This window comes from Nibrella viscosa (genome assembly GCF_039541875.1).
GTDB lineage: Bacteria > Bacteroidota > Bacteroidia > Cytophagales > Spirosomataceae > Nibrella > Nibrella viscosa.
This window is the reverse complement of the sequence record NZ_BAABHB010000001.1, coordinates 587,924-604,795: the sequence shown is the minus strand read 5'-3', so window position 1 is coordinate 604,795 and position 16,872 is coordinate 587,924. Positions and strand designations below refer to the sequence as shown.

Genomic DNA, 16,872 nt, shown 5'->3' with positions numbered 1-16,872 from the left:
TTTAACGTACCGGCACAACCACATGGCCTTGTTTATTGCCATGTCTTTTTCCCTTTACATGCCATGAAAGTTGTTATCGCCGATTCCTGGCAGCAGCGGCTGCAACCCGAATTCGATAAACCGTACTTCCAGCAATTAGCCGAATTTGTCCGGCAGGAATACACTACTCAGCGCGTGTACCCGCCCGGTAAGCTTATCTTCAACGCCTTCAATCAATGCAGTTTTGACGATACAAAGGTAGTTATTCTCGGCCAGGACCCCTACCATGGCGAGGGACAGGCCAACGGGCTGGCGTTTTCGGTCAACGACGGCATCACTAAACCGCCTTCACTCGTCAACATCTTCAAAGAAATTCAGGAGGACCTCGGCAAACCCATTCCCCGCTCGGGCAACCTGGAACGCTGGGCCGTGCAGGGCGTGCTGCTCCTCAATGCCACCCTCACCGTCCGGGCGGGTCAGCCTGGCTCGCACCAGGGCAAAGGCTGGGAAACCTTCACCGATGCAGTTATCAAGCTGATCTCCGACGAAAAAGAAAACCTGGTCTTTCTGCTCTGGGGCGCTTACGCCCAAAAAAAAGGGGCCGTCATCGACCCCCACAAACACCTGATCTTAAAAGCCAAACACCCCTCTCCCATGGCGGCCTCCTACGGCGGTTGGTTCGGCAACAAACACTTCAGCCAGACCAACGCTTTTCTGGAAAGCAAGGGGCTGGAGGGGATTGACTGGTAGGCCTATTAGTTAAGAGTTAAGAATTAAGAGTTATGAGTTAAGAACTGGCTAACGCACCGATAACTCTTAACTCATAACTCTTCACTCAATCACCCTAAACAGCCGGTTCCAGCGGATCTTATTGAAGAAGCCGTCGGGGTTGGGGTCGATAGACATCCAGATGAACACAGCCTTGCCGACGATATGATCTTCGGGTACGAAGCCCCAGTACCGGGAGTCGGCGGAGTTATGGCGGTTGTCACCCATCATGAAATAATAGTTTTGTTTGAAAGTATATGACGTAATGGGTTGCCCGTTGATTTTAACGGTCTTGTCGGTCAGTTCTACCCGTTCGTTGCCTTCGTACTTTTGAATAACGGGTCCGTATAGCGCAATATTCAGCTCGTTCAGGGGAATGGTTACGCCTTCCTTCGGAACGGTTACCGGGCCGTAGTTGTCGCGGTTCCACTGCACCAGTTGGGTTTGCGGGTACAGAAACGGCTCTTTCTGTCCCTTCAGACTCTTAATCAACTGCAAATCCTGGACAAACGCCTGCTGCTTCAGCACAGCGGCTGTTTCGGGCGTAGTTTTAATCAGGTAACCCTGTACATCGTTGCCGGGAATGGTATCGTTGTACGACTCGGTATAGTTCTCAAAATCGGTGATGTCGTACCGCCGGAAAGTCCGCTCGTTCACCACCTCATTGGTCTTCAGAAAATATTCGTTTTGCATCTTCGGCGGGTTCTGCATGGGTTTGCCGTTGATGTATACCTGCAGATCACGCACCTCGACCACATCGCCGGGGGTACCAATGGCCCGCTTGATATAATTGGTACGGAGGTCGACCGGATACTGGTCTTCGGGCGGGTAGTTGAATACCACGACATCGCCGTTTTTAACGGATGTGAAACCCGGCAGGCGGTACTGCGGTAGTTGGATGGCATCGCTGTACGACGGTATATCGGTGCCCCAAATTTTCTGATGGGTAAGGGGTACCTGCAGGGGTGTCTTGGGCGTTCGGGTGCCGTAGTGGAGTTTACTGACAAACAAAAAGTCGCCCACCAGCAGGCTTTTTTCCATGGAGGGCGTTGGAATAGTAAAGGCCTCCATAAACAGCCAACGGATAAGCGTAGCCGCCACTACCGCAAAAATAACGGAATCGAACCACTCGCGCACCGCTGATTTTTTCTGTTTGACCGAATTAGCTCTGGTTTCGGTTTCCTGATTTGTAACTGCCATTTTAGGGGAATTAGTCATGAATAATGAACCGCTACGGCGGACCGTAATGAATAATGAGCACTTATTTAGGCACTCATCACCCTCATTTCATTATTCGTTGTTCACGGGTTCATTACTACTTAATAAATCGTTCATGCCAAAAAGGCCCTGGCGGCCGGGTAGCCATTCGGCGGCAATTACTGCCCCCAAAGCAAATCCCTGACGACTGTGGGCAGTGTGGGTAATCTCGATCCGGTCAACGTCAGAGTCGTACCGCACGGTATGAGTGCCGGGTACGGTTCCCTCCCGCAGCGATTCGATAGCTACCTCATTATCAGTTGCCGGCGTATCAGTTACCCAACGCGTTTTCTGGGGCAGATGTTCCATAATGCCTTCGGCCAGGGTAATGGCCGTACCGCTGGGCGCATCCTTTTTTTCGGTATGGTGAATCTCGGTCATCGACACGCGGTACGAAGGGTATTTCCGCATAAACGACGCCAGCACTTTGTTCAGTTGAAAGAACAGATTGACGCCGATGCTGTAGTTGGAGGCATAGAAGAAGGCACCGTTCTTCTCATGGCAGAGCGCTTCAATGTCGGCCCGGTGGTTCAGCCAACCGGTAGTACCCGATACCACCGGCCAGCCCCGCTCCAGGCTGTAGCGGATATTGTCGACGGCCGCTTCGGGCGAACTGAACTCAATTACCACATCCACGGCATCGTCGGCCAGGTGGTCGAGGTCGGCGCGGTTACTGATATCAATACGGCCGGCAATGTGGTGACCACGCTCCTGCGCAATCTGCTCGATAGCTTTTCCCATTTTGCCGTAGCCTAACAATACTATATTCATGCACTAAAGATACGGGGGTTATTTCTTTAAATGAAACGTGAGTTGCACACCCGGTACAACCCCGGTGCCCGGCAGGGCCTGCATACCCGGCTGCACCCGCAGCGACAGATCGTCGGATAAATCGAATGTACGGAGATGAGCGGCCACATTGGCTTCTACGGCATTGATGGCCCAGAAAAACGCGGACAAAATGATGTTAAGGTCCCGCCAGCGCCGGTACGTATCATACCCAAGTTTGAGCTGCTGGATACTGTATTCGCGTCCACGCACAAAAGCCGTTTTTGTACCGGTACCCGGAATATTGTAAGCGGTACGGTATCCGGTTTCGAACTCTGTATATCGCTGGTTGAAGTTTACGATATTGTACCCGAAGACGGCAAAACCGCCGTATATGATGGGTATTTTCCAGTATTGGCGGTTGTAGGCCTGCCCCAGTCCGGGCAGTGCCAGTGAGAGCAGGGTCGCTTTTCTGGGGACAATTTTCTCAATCCTGGCTCTCTGGCGCGTAGTAAGCCGGGTAGTATCAATCAGACCAGGGGCAATCGAATCTCCCAGCGAAATCAATTGGGAGCCGCCAACCGGAATGGTATCCCGCTCGACGGTAGCGGCCGGCCGGACCGGGTTCCGGCTGCGGGTAGAATCGGGCTGCGTCTGTCCCGGCACCTGCCCGAACGCCTGCCACCCTATGCTAATGCCAATGATAGTTATCCAAACGCTCCGTTTCAACGCATTAAGCCGTGTAATTCAGCACCTCCAGAATTTTGTTCAGCTCCTCCTGAGAAGTAAACGGAATTTTGATTTCACCCTTGTGTTTTTCGTCGGCTTTTATCGACACTTTGGTGCCGAACATGGAAGACAGCTTGAACTGGAGGCTACGGATTTCCTGCTTGGGCAGCGTGGTCTTACGCAGCACCTGGGCGTCAGATTCGGTACCGAGGTTACGAACAGCTTCTTCTACCTTGCGCACCGACCAGTCTTCGTCCACAATCCGCCTGAAGATTTTAATCTGCACCTCATGGTCCTCAATGGTAATCAGCGCCCGGGCGTGCCCCATCGAAATTTTGTTGTCCCGCAGGGCGGCCTGGATAACGGGGGGCAGTTTCAGCAGACGAATATAGTTATTGACCGTAGTCCGGTTCTTACCGACACGTTCGCCGAGTTCTTCCTGCTTCAGGTTACACTCGTGAATAAGCCGCTGGTAGCTCAGGGCAATTTCTATGGAGTTGAGATTTTCGCGCTGAATGTTCTCGATCAGGGCCATTTCCAGCATCTGCTGATCGTTGGCGGTCCGCACAAAGGCTGGAATCTGAGTCATACCGATCAGCTTTGACGCCTGCAACCGCCGTTCGCCCGAGATGAGCTGGTACTGATCTTTGCCAATCTGCCGCACGGTAATGGGCTGGATAATTCCCTGCGCTCGAATAGAGTCAGCCAGTTCCTGCAAGGCCTCCTCATCGAAACGAGTCCGTGGCTGAAAGGGATTCGTTTCAATGAAGTTGACGTTGATTTCGGTCATCGTGCTGATGGACTCATAGGGCGACGGTTTCCCCTGGGAACGGTTCACCGAATCGCTGTCCTGCAGCAGGGCACCTAAACCCCGACCCAAACCAATCATCTTCTTATTGTTAGGCACTTTGGTGGTGTTTGTTGTATCCATGAGCCAATGGAAGTCGCTTAAAGTGTTAAACTGTCTGATCGTGCGGCATCATGCCATTCTTCGCCAGTATCTCGCGTGCCAGATTCAGATAGCTGATCGCCCCCTTGCTGTCGGCGTCCTGAGCCAGGGCCGGTACCCCAAAGCTGGGCGATTCGCTCAATCGTATGTTTCGCGGGATGATCGTATTAAAGACCATCTGCTGAAAATGGGCGGTCACTTCGCCTACGACCTGGTTCGACAAGCGCACCCGCAGGTCGTACATCGTCAGCAGAATGCCCTCTATCGCCAGTCCGGTATTCAGCCGGGACTGAATAATCTTAATCGTGTTCAGCAGCTTGCCCAGTCCTTCGAGGGCAAAATACTCGCACTGCACCGGAATAATGACCGAGTCGGCAGCGGTGAGGCTGTTTATGGTAATCAGGCCGAGCGAGGGCGAGCAGTCGATGATAATAAAATCATAATCGAACCGCACGTCTTCCAGCGCTTCCTTCATCTTTTCTTCCCGGCTGCGCAGGTTGATCATTTCAATCTCGGCCCCGACCAGGTCGATGTGCGACGGCAGCAGATCGAGATTGGGAAAATCAGTCTGAATGATGGCATCGCGGGGGCGAACACCCTCGACCATACACTCGTAGATACTGTTCTCAATTTCTTTCGGATTGTATCCTAAACCCGATGTCGAGTTGGCCTGTGGATCGGCATCGACAATCAGCGTTCGAAATTCAAGAGCGGCCAGACTGGCGGCCAGGTTTATTGTAGTGGTGGTTTTTCCGACGCCCCCCTTTTGGTTGGCAATGGCAATGACTTTACCCATGGGTCTGTACGTTGCAGATTCAAATATGCCGGTTGGTTTTTAATAAAGCAAGAAACGTTTCACGGATTTCTGAAATGTTTCACAGGGGTTTGGTTGATTAGTTCACTGGTTTATTGGTTAATTGGTTGACTGGTAACCGGAACCGATGAGCCCATCCCCCCTCTTAGCTAATTAACAGCTAGTCAACCAATGAACCCGTTAACCAATGAACCAGTCCACCAATCACGCCCACACCTGCGTGCCCTCCGTACAGTTCCGGCACATCTCAATCTCGGAGCGGGAGCGGATTAGGGTTTGCCGGAAATCCTGGTAGGCGGGGCTGCGCCAGACTTCCCGGAACGATTGGCCCTGTAAATCGCCCAGCCGATGGTGGGCGTCTTTGTCGAAGCAGCAGGGTACAACCAGCCCATCCCAGGTGATGACGCAGGAGTGCCACATTTTCCAGCAACTGTTGCCGAGCGCGTTTTTGATGCGGTAGGTACCGTCGCCGTTCGGTGCGTAGCGGCTGTAGGGGTCGAGGGTGGGCATGAGGTCGGAACCGTGTTCGTAGTCATAAATCTGAGCGGTCTTCAGGCCTACCTCATCTACGCCGAGTTCTCTGGCCAGTTGTTTTACATCACTGATCTGATGCTCATTGGGTTTAACAACCAGGAACTGAAACACGATATGCGGAGTGCGCGAACGCAGTTCTTTTTTCCAGCGGATGATGTTTTTAGTGCCTTCGATAACCTTATGCAGTTTACCGCCCACCCGGTACTGCTGATACACCTGCTGCGTGGTGCCGTCGATGGAAATAATGAGCCGGTCCAGCCCCGACTCCACCGTTTTGCGGGCGTTGGCATCGGTGAGGTAATGGGCATTGGTGGAGGTGGCGGTGTAGATATGGCGGTCGGCGGCATAGCGGACCAGCTCCAGAAACTGCGGGTGCAGATACGGCTCGCCCTGGAAGTAGAAGATCAGGTAGAGCAGAGTTTGGTGTAGTTCGTCGATGGTGCGCTTGAAGAGGTCTTCGCCCAGCATACCGGTCGGACGGGTAAACGAGCGCAGACCGCTGGGACACTCCGGGCAGCGCAGGTTGCAGGAGGTGGTCGGCTCGAAAGAAATGGCCATCGGCAAGCCCCGGTGAACAGGTTTGCCGGTCCATCTGGCTTCGTAGTAGCTGGTTAATACCTTCAGGGCGTTGGCGGCCCGTTTCGGCGTCAGTTTGGAAAAAAAGTTTAACCCATCGTTGAGGTTCCGGTTCATGCCTGCAAAAATACAATTGTTTACGACAACCGGTACACCCGGCAGCCGCCCTCCTCAAACACCACGGCTCCGGCCGGTATTTCGGCAAGCTGCTCCGGCAGGTCACCGGTCATGGCAGCTGCAAAGGCGTACCGCGGGTTGTCGGCCTGGGTCCAGGCTATAAAGGATGTTTGGAGGGAAGGCGGTACCAGCCAGTCGGTGGCCTGACCGGCAATGGCGGGCCATATCTGTTCGGCAAACTGCCGGATGCGGGTAATAGCCGCAAACTGTCCGGCATTCTGCCCCCAGCGGAAGGGCCCGTGGGTTACCTTGTCTTTCTCCTCTTCATCTATTACCTGAAAGACGTACAGTTTTGAGTACTCTTCGTTGGCGGCTCGTTGTTCGTGCAGGTTTCGTACCTCAAACCCCAAACTTATGTAGCTGGGCATATCGGTCAGAAACAGGGCTACAAAGTACCGGAAGAGGTTGCCGGTGCGGTAGAATTCATCAAAGCGCGGATCGTCCTTATCGGCCGTCATGACCGTAAAGTTGGGCGCAAACTGCCGGGTTTTCAGCCATTGATAATAATCCCGAAACCGCTGTACAAACTGCGGAGACCCCACCACCGTCGATTGCAAATCGCCCAGGGTTGAATCTGCCTCAATAGCTTCCAGGTGGTCCAGTTCATCGCCATAGCCCATCGTATCGGGCGGAGCCAGAAATGTCTCCGCAAAGAAGCCGAAGTACGCCACGCCCCGCTCCTGTACGTAGGCTTTTACCGCCCGCAACGGATCGTAATAGTCATCCGGCTCGTCGGGAACGCCTTCGGGCCGCATCTGCACGTGGGCCATATCACCCCGCATAAAATCAAAGCAATACTGCTGCTGGCACTCGCAGTACTTTTTGCTGAAGTACTCCCAGGCCGATACGTTCGGCTGGTTGAAGTTCAGCTCCCACTGGCGGTTGCTGTCGTGGGAGAAATAGAACCGGTACCGGGCCAACGGACCAAATACCCGCGACATGGCCTGCGGTTTGTCGAACTCATACTGGTACCAGATCTGCCCGTATTCATCTACCACAAACTCGTCGGGGTTGCTGTGGATACCCCGGTACGGCGGGGCCATTGTCATCGGCAGTGTCTCCAGTCCATAGTTGACCAGGTGCTGAATAAGTTTGATCCGGCGCTGCAACCGACCGCCATAATCGCCCGGTTCGCCAAAGAGCACCCGGTGCCGCTGCTCGTCGGACACAAACGGAATGGCGGGCGAAAAAAACATCTCTTTGGTGTAGAGCACCGGGCTGTTGTCGGCGGGTCCCTGCGTCAGGATAAACTCCCAGATGGCATCTTCGACCAGCAAATACACCTGATCGGTATGATCGACCAGCCAGGGTCCTTCGCGCCGGACCCACTCAAAGAATGAGGGGTATGCCAGCACCATCTCCGAAAAGCGATCGGTATGCGGAATCACATCCATGCCTACCGTCCGACCCATGGCGTGCAGCAGATTCACCACCACCTTCAACTGCTTTTCGACCGTATCGAGCATCGGAATAAATTGCGCGAGTTCGGGACTGAAGAATTCCGGGTTTATTTGCCAGCTTACCATGCCGTACAGACTACCCACCACGCCCGGCTCCCAGATCGGCAGCAGGTGGATGCTGTCGTGACTGGCCGGCAGCGTCAGCGTGTAATTGACTACATTCCAGAACGAGCCGATGGTCCGGACATTCACCCCCACCATATTGCTCCGCTTCAGCCAGGCTGCATCGGGCTCCTTCCCCACCGGACTTTCAATAGTTTCGGCGGGGTCCAGCGCCCGGCGGAGCAGCGCACTACCCAGCCGCTTATGCAGCATATCCAGCGTCTGGTGCACCGAAAACCGAACGGCCGTTTCGGGCAGCAGATTCGGAATGAACGACTGCCGGCCGGTCTGGTAAGCGTTAATGTAGGATGAAAAATTTTGTTGCCAGTCGGCGTTACTGTCGGTATAGGTGGTTGGCATGGAGCAAAGATAAAATGGTTGATAGCTTGTACAACGGTTTTGCAAAACCGTTGTACGGGAGAAACGGTTTACAAAACCGTTGTACAAACCGAACGGTTTACAAAACTGTTGTACGGGTATGTATGACGTAATCATAATGGGCGGGGGCCTGGCTGGGCTGGTCAGTGCGCTGGAACTGAGCCGGGTCGGCTGGTCGGTGGTTCTGGTGGAGCGAAAAACGTATCCTTTTCATAAAGTGTGTGGGGAGTATGTCTCCAACGAGGTAAGACCGTACATGGAAGCGCTGGGTGTAGATCTGGCCGGTTTAGGTGCAAAGGCGATAAACCGGTTTCAATTCTCATCGCCATCAGGCCGGTTGCTGGAGGCTCCGCTGGATCTGGGCGGCTTCGGCATTAGCCGCTTCACGCTCGATTATGCCCTGTATCAGTTGGCGCTGGAGGCCGGGGTAACGTTTCTGCTGGGCAAACAGGTTGAGTCGGCCACATTTCAGGAAGATAGCTTCCGTGTTACGCTGAACGATACGGAGACACTGCAGGGCCGGCTGGTAATCGGTGCATTTGGCAAACGGTCGAAACTGGATAAGCAGTTGGAGCGGGCGTTTATGCAACAACCATCGCCGTATATCGGTGTCAAATACCACATCCGGACCGATACTTTTCCGGAGGATGTCATTGCCCTGCACAATTTTCCGGATGGTTACTGCGGTATGTCGGCCGTTGAAGACGGCAAGTACTGCCTGTGCTACCTGACCACGCGCCGAAACCTGAAACAATTTGGCAATATTCCTGATATGGAGCGGACGATTCTCTACCAGAATCCGCACCTGAAACAGATCTACGAAACGGCCGAATTTCTGTATAATAAGCCGGAGGTCATCAACGAAATCTCCTTTGCGCCCAAAAAAGCGGTAGAAGACCACATCCTGATGGCCGGCGATTCGGCCGGGCTGATTACCCCGCTCTGCGGCAACGGCATGGCGATGGCTATTCACGGTGCCCGGCTGGTGAGTGATGTAGCTAACCTGTACCTGAACGGGCAAGTAAACCGGCCTCAACTGGAAAAGCAATACCAGGCGGAGTGGTCACGGTTGTTTGCCCGGCGGCTCTGGGTGGGGCGCAACGTGCAGCGGCTGTTCGGTGATGCGTGGCTGTCGGAGTGGGCCGTTACGCTGTTTGGCACCTTCCGGCCGCTGCTGCGGGAAGTGATGCGGCAAACCCACGGCGAGGTAATTGCCGCTACACCGGTATCACCGTTGAGTTCTTGATTTCATCCATAACAAAAAAGCTGCTGATGTGGTATATGCCGGGAATGACCGACAGTTTGTCCTGGTAAAAGCGGTTGTAACTTTCCATATCCCGTACCACAATCTTCAGCATGTAGTCGAACGTGCCCGATACCAGGTTGCACTCCATCACCTCCGGCAGTTGGGCTATGGCTTTGTCAAACTCTACAAAGGTATCGCGGGTCTGCTTATCGAGAGTAACGTTGCAGTAAACGATCAGCAGGTTGCCCAGCTTTTTCTTATTGAGCAGCGTCACGTATTTCTCAATAATTCCTTCCCGCTCCAGCCGCTTAATGCGCTCATGCACGGGCGTTTTGGAGAGGTTGATCCGCTGCCCGATTTCCTGAATCGTCAGGTGGGCATTTTCCTGCAACAGGGCCAGAATTGCCCGGTCTATCTTATCCAGACTATCCATAAACGAATTTTTTTCTGCTGAGGCAAACCCAGCTTTACTGATTCAGAAAGGTATCCTGCAACCTGGTCCGAATCTATCCAAATTTCCTGATTTTATAGATAGCCCCAGTTATTTCTTTCTACAACTGTACCTTTGTTCTACAAATCGTTAAACATCAACCCTTGCAAATCCAATGATTATTGGTGTTCCCAAAGAGATAAAAAATAATGAGAACCGTGTAGCGCTGACACCAGCCGGTGTAGCCGAACTGCGTAAATCCGGACACACGGTGTACGTACAGGCGAGTGCCGGCGAAGGCAGCGGTTTTACGGATCAGGAATACACCCAGGCGGGTGCCGGCCTGCTGCCGACTATTGAGGAGGTGTACAGCACCGCCGAGATGATCGTCAAGGTGAAAGAGCCGATTGCGCAGGAGTACCCCCTGATCAAAGACAATCAACTGCTGTTTACCTACTTCCACTTTGCGTCGTCGGAGGAGCTGACCCGCGCCATGATTGAGCGGGGGGCGGTATGTCTGGCGTATGAGACGGTAGAAAAGGCCGACCGCAGCCTGCCGCTGCTCGTGCCGATGTCGGAAGTAGCCGGCCGGATGGCGGTTCAGCAGGGTGCCAAATACCTGGAGAAACCGATGAAAGGCAGGGGTATTCTGCTGGGTGGTGTGCCGGGTGTAAAACCGGCCAATGTGCTGATTCTGGGCGGTGGTATTGTGGGTACGCAGGCGGCTAAAATGGCCGCCGGTCTGGGCGCACACGTCACCATCATGGACGTTAGCCTGCCCCGACTGCGGTACCTGTCAGACATCATGCCGTCGAACGTGGTAACGGTAATGTCTAACGAATACAACATCCGCGAAGCCGTAAAAACGGCCGACCTGATCGTAGGAGCCGTATTGATTCCGGGTGCCAAAGCGCCCCACCTGATTACCCGCGATATGCTGAAGACTATGCGGCCGGGTACGGTGCTGGTCGACGTAGCCGTTGACCAGGGTGGCTGCATTGAAACCTGTACCCCAACTACGCACGAGAATCCGACCTATGTCATTGACGATGTGGTCCACTACTGCGTAGCCAACATGCCGGGTGCGGTACCCTATACCTCTACCCTGGCACTGACGAATGCTACGCTGCCATATGCCATTCAGTTGGCCAACAAAGGCTGGCGGCAGGCCTGCCGCGACAACAACGAGCTGCTGCTGGGCCTCAACGTGGTAAACGGCAAAGTTGTGTACAAAGGCGTGGCTGAAACGTTTGGCCTGCCGCTGACCGACGTTCGGGACGTACTGCGGCAGGAAGAACTGATCGCCTGATTTTTCTCCGACTTCATGCAACAAACGATAAGCGCGGAAGCTTTTGCTTCTGCGCTTTTTTGTTTGCCGGCTGCCTGCCGTCGTCGGTGCATCAGCCCCACCCATGCGCCGGATTGAGCAACGGGCGGGGCTGATGCATTGGCGACGGGTTTGCTTATTTAGCCGCTACGGCCTGGTGGCGCAGTTTCATGCCGTCCAGAGCAATGGTATACTCCTTCCGCCGGGCATCGTACCGGATGCTGTAGCTGGTTGGGTAATAGGCTTCCTGTGCATACTGCGTCGGTAGCTTCAGGGGAATGGTTACATTTTGTTTCGATTCGATATAGCTTTTGGTAATCATCGGTTCCCAGAAGATCACCTTACCATCGTAGGAGCCGAAAATAAACGTACTGGTAAACTCCTTGCCGTGGAACTCGTGCGAACCAGGGTCAGCCCAGTGTCCGCCCATACCCGGCTCTTCTGAGTCTGGGGCAAAAATATAGCCCTCCGGTATGGCACCGGTTCCGAGCGGCTTCCGGATCTTGACCAGGTCCTCACCGCGGGCGGTAATCTTCATGCGCTCCTCGCGGCTGATCAGGTAAAAATGGAAGTCAAAATGCGGAACGTTGTACACGCCGGAGGGGTCATGCCCCCTGGGATTCCAGTTAACGGCAATATGATTAAACGGCAGCATTTTAGCTTCTTCGGGCAGTGCCAGGATGTATTCGGCCATCCAGACCAGTCCGGGTGTAACATCGGCCGCCAGGCCCTGCAAAGCCGCTTCGGTGAGGGTAACGCCAATGGCAGTTGGGTGGCCCTGCTGATTCACGCTGACCCACGACCGGGCCGTGCCGTTGCCGAAGGGAATTACCTCGCCCAGGATCGTTTTGTCGGTGCCCGATGCCGGTGCCGAAGCCGACACGCTGTTGTGTCCGCCGTGGTTCATCTGGGCCACTACCGGCCCGCTTTGCGAAAAAAGAAGTGCAGCGCCGATGGCCAGGGTGCCAACGCGCTGAGCAACTGATTGGTGTGGTGTAAAAAGAGACATAGTACCTTCTTATTTTTTTCGAAAGCTACCACTCTTCTCTATTTAACCAATAGACTGGTAAATGAACGGTCAGACCAGTGAGTGAACGGTTTTTGGTGGGACAATCCACCTCTGCATATTTAAATTTCCGGTTGGATGTAGGGCTAGTGGCAGAATTGTTTCGGTAGAAAATCAAAAACCTCTACAAATTACTGAAATACAGCACTTTGTAGAGGTTTATTGTACCGGGAGCCGGACTCGAACCGGCATGTCCTTGCAGACATTGGTGTTTGAGACCAACGCGTCTACCGATTCCGCCATCCCGGCAGGTAAATCGGCCGTCGGAACGGCGATGGGAGTGCAAAGATAGAAAGGGGAATGAATAATGGATAATGGATAATGAAGATTTTTTGTGCTACCCAAACCCCTGTTCATTATCCAGTATTCATTATTCATGCTAAACTACTCATACCGAAGGGCTTCGATCGGGTCGAGCCGGGAGGCCTTATACGCCGGATAGATGCCGGAGAAAAGGCCCACGCCTACGCAGACAATGATGCCCAGCCCCATCCAGGCCCAGGGCACCACAAAACCGCCCCTACCCTGACTTATCACCAGGGCAATGATGTTGCCGATGCCCAGCCCCAGCACAATGCCGCCGATACCGCCCATGATGCAGATGACGATAGCTTCGATCAGGAACTGCTCGCGGATGCGCTTCGGCGTAGCACCCAGCGACTTTCGGATGCCAATTTCCCGTGTCCGCTCGGTAACCGACACCAGCATGATGTTCATCAGCGCGATGGCGGCACCCAGCAGCGTGATAAAGCCGATACCGAACCCACCAATGCGTAAATATCCCGTAATCTGGCCGACATTTTTGGCCAGCGCATCGGCCCGCTCGATCTCAAAGGAGTCGGGCTTGCCCAGCGGGTCGCGCCGGATGAGCCGCATCACGCCACGGGCTTCTTCCATCGCAATTTCCTGATTGGCAAGATCCGTGGCGGAGGCCGTAATCTCGAACGAAAGGGTCCGGGCACCCGCCAAAGCCCGGCCATTGTCGAGGGGTACCAGCAGAATGCGATCGTCGCCCGCGCCGGTGAGGCTGCCTTTTTTATCCAGGGTACCAATAATCTTGTACTGCGACCCCAACACCCGGATTTCCCGGTTCAGGGGGTTGGTATTCTTCGGAAAAAGCGTGCTCACCAACTCATTGCCGATTATAGCCACATTCAGCGATTTGTTGAGGTCGTTGGTCGAAAAATTACGTCCGCTTTGCAGCTTATAGCCTTTCACGGTGAGGTAGGTATCATCAATACCAATGACCCGGATGTTGGGGTTGGTTTTTTTCGAGCCATACTTTACCTGAGCTGTACCGGATACCGTGGTGGCAATGGAGATGGTAGCCCCGTAAGGAAAACGTCGTTTAAAGCTGATCGCCTGCCGGTAGTCAATGGGCTTGTTTACGTTGGTTGCCCGGCCACCAAACCGGCCGAATTCCTGGCGGACCGAAATATTGAAGGTATTGGCCCCCAGCCCGGCAAAGCTGCTGTCGACGGAGTTCTGAATGCCGTCGATAGCCGTCAGGATACCTACCAGTGAGGTAATGCCGATGGCGATGATGAGCGAGGTCAGCACCGTCCGCAGCCGGTTGCCGGCAATGGAGCGTAACCCTTCACGAATATTCTCCAGCAAATTCATGCGTCTGACAACTTTTCGATGGGAAAACCGTTTTTTGGTATATCTTTACTAGCGTTACCAACCGGTACTTGCGTTTAATCGGCAAGTTACCCAAAAACGCTGTTTATCTACAAACCAATGAAACGGTTGCTTTTACCGCTCATCCTTTTCCTGGGGCTGGTTATTCCGGCCCAGGCATCGCGGATTCTGATTCCAATGGATGAGTCCCAGAAAAATCACCTGAAAGCCTACGGTATCGCTTATTGGGTGCTCAAACAGTATGAGACTGATATCGACTGGCTCCTCAACTACCGGGGAGGCAGTTTTATGTTGCCGCATACGCAGAAGTTTGCCAGTGAAATGACCATCCGGGGCGTGAGCTTCGAGGTAATCTCTGAGGCACAGGCCGCGCAGATACTGAACCTGATTGCCGCTCCTGATGCCAATATGGACGCCGTAAAGCTTCAGAAAGCCCCCAAAATTGCGGTGTATTCGCCCAAAACCAAGCAGCCGTGGGACGATGCCGTGACGCTGGTGATGACCTACGCCGAAATTCCGTATGATATTATTTTCGACGAAGAAGTGATGAACGGGAAGCTGCCGGAGTACGACTGGCTGCACCTGCACCACGAAGACTTTACAGGCCAGTACGGTAAATTCTTTCATTTCCGCGACCAGCCCTGGTACATTGCCCAGAAGCGCGAAGCCGAAGATATCGCCAGAAAGTTCGGCTTTACAAAAGTACCCCAGCTGAAGCTGGCTGTAGTGAAGAAAATCCGGGATTTCTGCCTGGGTGGTGGTTATATGTTTGCTATGTGCAACGCGACCGATACCTTCGACATTGCCCTGGCGGCCCAGAATACAGATATGGTGGATTCGTTCTACGACGGTGACCCCTTCGACCCGAATGCCAACCAGAAGCTGGACTACAGCCAAACCTTTGCCTTCCGGAACTTCCAGGTTTATACGAATCCGTACCTGATCGAATTCTCCAACGTCGACAACCAGCCCGAAGAGCGGGGCCTGAGTGAACATAACGATTACTTCACGCTCTTTCAGTTTTCGGCCAAATGGGACCCGATCCCAACCATGCTGACTCAGAACCACATGAACGTGATCAAAGGGTTTATGGGCCAGACCACAGCGTTCAAAAAAGTCTACATCAAACCAGAGGTTGTGGTGATGGCCGAGAACCGGGCGGCCAACGAAGCCCGTTACATTCACAGCCCCTACGGCAAAGGCTTCTTCACCTTCTATGGTGGCCACGATCCGGAAGACTACCGCCACGAAATCGGTGAAGATCCGACGGATCTGAACCTCCACCCAAGTTCGGCCGGGTACCGGCTCATCCTGAATAACATTCTGTTTCCGGCCGCAAAAAAAAAGAAGCAGAAAACGTAGCCATGAAACTATGTAAACCCCTGATTATTCAGCGGAGAAAGAAGCCGGAAAAGCGATGAAGCCTTTCCGACTTCTTTACTTACCAGGTATAGCCGGCAACCAGTTGAAAACCCTTCGTGCTGTCCAGATACGCTTTAACGCTCATACCGGCCGTGATCCCGTTGTCGAACCGGTACAGCAGACTATACTTCTGGTAAGATGCGGGTTTATAAGGCATGGGCCGGATCACATTCCAGCCCATATGCGCGGCAAAAACGTAATGCCCGTGCCAGAATTCGTAGCCGGCCAGCACAGTGCCCTGCCGATACCGCTGGTCTTTGTAGTGCCAGCGCTTAAGCTGCTCTTTAAAATACAGGTCGTCTACGCCCTCAATGCCTGCCGAGATCACATGGGAACCCGCAAACCGGTAGCCCCCTACCAAATTGACCCCGTACATCGGTAAGGCCATTTCCGGGTACCGGGTTGTTTCCGGCAGTACCCGGACCGAAGCCAGCAGCGTGGCCCGCAACATCCATTTTCGGGCCGACATACGGGTGTGCCAATAGCGACTGTCCGGATACCGGAAGGGTTTCGGCTGGTATTCGACACCCACGGAAAGCGCGGGTACGTTCAACCCCTGGTTCGGCTGGCGGGTGCCTGCGTTGGAAATATGGTAGTAGGTTCCGGTCACCAGCAACTGCGTATGATCCGACAAGCGAATACGGCCGTTGAGACTGGCCCCGATGAGCGCACTCAGCGGCATGCTGAAATAGATATTCCTGGGGTTCGTCTCCGGATGATAGACCCGGGTCAGGTAAGTCAGTCCAGCCGTGGTGCGTACCGAAAGCGAAACGGCGGGGCGGTGAGCGATAATAGGCTCAAAGAACAACCCGGCTCCGGCGGTCCGGCCCAGCAGCGCGGGATTCCCGAACGAGAGGTAATTGGCGTAAGCGCCCACGCGGAAAAAACAGCCGCAGTGCTCCCATGAACGGCGTTGCATATTGGCCAGGCTGTAGGTAAGTTCCAGGCCCGTTGGCTTATTCCGGGAACCCGGATCTTCCGCCACCGGTCTGGCGAGTCCGGAATGTACCAATATTCCCCACTGACGATACGTAGCGCCGGAGTCGGACTGTCCCACAGCAAAATGAGCGATATACACCAAAAACAGGGAAAGCAGTAGAAATCCTCTCATGCCACTAAGTTACCAAAATAAAATTATTGACAACCATAGTGACAAGTATCAATTCCTCAATTTTTCATCTGCAATTGCCGTAAGTAGCATATGGCAGGAGGATATGTCCCCCCGCCATCCCCACCACCCCCGCCATCC

General features: G+C 53.9%; 15 protein-coding genes and 1 tRNA gene. 4 read left to right on the top strand and 12 right to left on the bottom strand.

Features of this window, described 5'->3' with window-relative positions:
* Nucleotides 1-63: 63 nt before the first annotated feature.
* On the top strand, nt 64-729 hold the full coding sequence (gene ung / locus ABD931_RS02585) for a uracil-DNA glycosylase (protein ID WP_345263638.1): 666 nt from the start codon (nt 64-66) through the stop codon (nt 727-729).
* A gap of 81 nt (nt 730-810) precedes the next feature.
* On the opposite strand, the gene lepB is transcribed toward ung, so the two are convergent.
* The 7 genes from lepB to ABD931_RS02550 all read right to left on the bottom strand — a co-directional run bounded on the left by lepB (nt 811) and on the right by ABD931_RS02550 (nt 8,473).
* Entirely contained in the window at nt 811-1,947 is a 1,137-nt protein-coding gene (lepB, locus tag ABD931_RS02580) for a signal peptidase I (protein WP_345263636.1), read from the bottom strand.
* A gap of 90 nt (nt 1,948-2,037) precedes the next feature.
* The gene (gene dapB, locus ABD931_RS02575) at nt 2,038-2,775 is read right to left on the bottom strand and encodes a 4-hydroxy-tetrahydrodipicolinate reductase (protein WP_345263634.1); all 738 of its coding nucleotides are present in this window, start codon (nt 2,773-2,775) and stop codon (nt 2,038-2,040) included.
* An 18-nt stretch (nt 2,776-2,793) separates the two neighbouring features.
* Entirely contained in the window at nt 2,794-3,501 is a 708-nt protein-coding gene (locus ABD931_RS02570) for a DUF5683 domain-containing protein (RefSeq protein ID WP_345263632.1), read from the bottom strand.
* Nucleotides 3,502-3,505: 4 nt separating this feature from the next.
* Nucleotides 3,506-4,432 carry a ParB/RepB/Spo0J family partition protein gene (locus tag ABD931_RS02565; protein WP_345263630.1) on the bottom strand — a complete coding sequence of 309 codons (927 nt, stop codon included), beginning with the start codon at nt 4,430-4,432 and terminating at the stop codon, nt 3,506-3,508.
* Nucleotides 4,433-4,457: 25 nt separating this feature from the next.
* The gene (locus ABD931_RS02560; protein WP_345263628.1) at nt 4,458-5,246 is read right to left on the bottom strand and encodes a ParA family protein; all 789 of its coding nucleotides are present in this window, start codon (nt 5,244-5,246) and stop codon (nt 4,458-4,460) included.
* A 222-nt stretch (nt 5,247-5,468) separates the two neighbouring features.
* On the bottom strand, nt 5,469-6,491 hold the full coding sequence (locus tag ABD931_RS02555) for an SPASM domain-containing protein (protein WP_345263626.1): 1,023 nt from the start codon (nt 6,489-6,491) through the stop codon (nt 5,469-5,471).
* A gap of 20 nt (nt 6,492-6,511) precedes the next feature.
* A complete protein-coding gene (locus ABD931_RS02550; protein ID WP_345263624.1) occupies nt 6,512-8,473 on the bottom strand; it encodes a hypothetical protein in 1,962 nt (653 codons plus the stop codon).
* Nucleotides 8,474-8,591: 118 nt separating this feature from the next.
* Between ABD931_RS02550 and ABD931_RS02545 the strand changes: the two genes are divergently transcribed.
* The gene (locus tag ABD931_RS02545; RefSeq protein ID WP_345263622.1) at nt 8,592-9,737 is read left to right on the top strand and encodes an NAD(P)/FAD-dependent oxidoreductase; all 1,146 of its coding nucleotides are present in this window, start codon (nt 8,592-8,594) and stop codon (nt 9,735-9,737) included.
* Here ABD931_RS02545 and ABD931_RS02540 read toward each other — a convergent pair.
* Nucleotides 9,709-10,170: an Lrp/AsnC family transcriptional regulator gene (locus tag ABD931_RS02540; protein ID WP_345263621.1), complete on the bottom strand. Its 462-nt coding sequence runs from the start codon at nt 10,168-10,170 to the stop codon at nt 9,709-9,711. The two genes, ABD931_RS02545 and ABD931_RS02540, sit on opposite strands and share 29 nt — an antisense overlap.
* 172 nt (nt 10,171-10,342) lie before the next feature.
* Between ABD931_RS02540 and ald the strand changes: the two genes are divergently transcribed.
* A complete protein-coding gene (gene ald / locus ABD931_RS02535) occupies nt 10,343-11,476 on the top strand; it encodes an alanine dehydrogenase (protein ID WP_345263620.1) in 1,134 nt (377 codons plus the stop codon).
* 154 nt (nt 11,477-11,630) lie between these two features.
* Here the strand turns inward: ald and ABD931_RS02530 are convergent, their stop codons facing one another.
* The 3 genes from ABD931_RS02530 to ABD931_RS02520 form a co-directional block, all read right to left on the bottom strand.
* Complete coding sequence (locus ABD931_RS02530) at nt 11,631-12,503, bottom strand: DUF5602 domain-containing protein (RefSeq protein ID WP_345263618.1); 873 nt, start codon at nt 12,501-12,503, stop codon at nt 11,631-11,633.
* A gap of 222 nt (nt 12,504-12,725) precedes the next feature.
* A tRNA-Leu gene (locus tag ABD931_RS02525) sits at nt 12,726-12,809 on the bottom strand.
* A 135-nt stretch (nt 12,810-12,944) separates the two neighbouring features.
* Nucleotides 12,945-14,183 carry an ABC transporter permease gene (locus ABD931_RS02520; RefSeq protein ID WP_345263616.1) on the bottom strand — a complete coding sequence of 413 codons (1,239 nt, stop codon included), beginning with the start codon at nt 14,181-14,183 and terminating at the stop codon, nt 12,945-12,947.
* 117 nt (nt 14,184-14,300) lie between these two features.
* On the opposite strand from ABD931_RS02520, the gene ABD931_RS02515 reads away from it, so the two are divergent.
* Nucleotides 14,301-15,563 (top strand): asparagine synthetase B, encoded by a 1,263-nt coding sequence (locus ABD931_RS02515; RefSeq protein ID WP_345263614.1) that lies wholly within the window; start codon nt 14,301-14,303, stop codon nt 15,561-15,563.
* Nucleotides 15,564-15,642: 79 nt separating this feature from the next.
* On the opposite strand, the gene ABD931_RS02510 is transcribed toward ABD931_RS02515, so the two are convergent.
* Complete coding sequence (locus tag ABD931_RS02510) at nt 15,643-16,734, bottom strand: acyloxyacyl hydrolase (RefSeq protein WP_345263612.1); 1,092 nt, start codon at nt 16,732-16,734, stop codon at nt 15,643-15,645.
* Between the last annotated feature and the right edge of the window lie 138 nt (nt 16,735-16,872).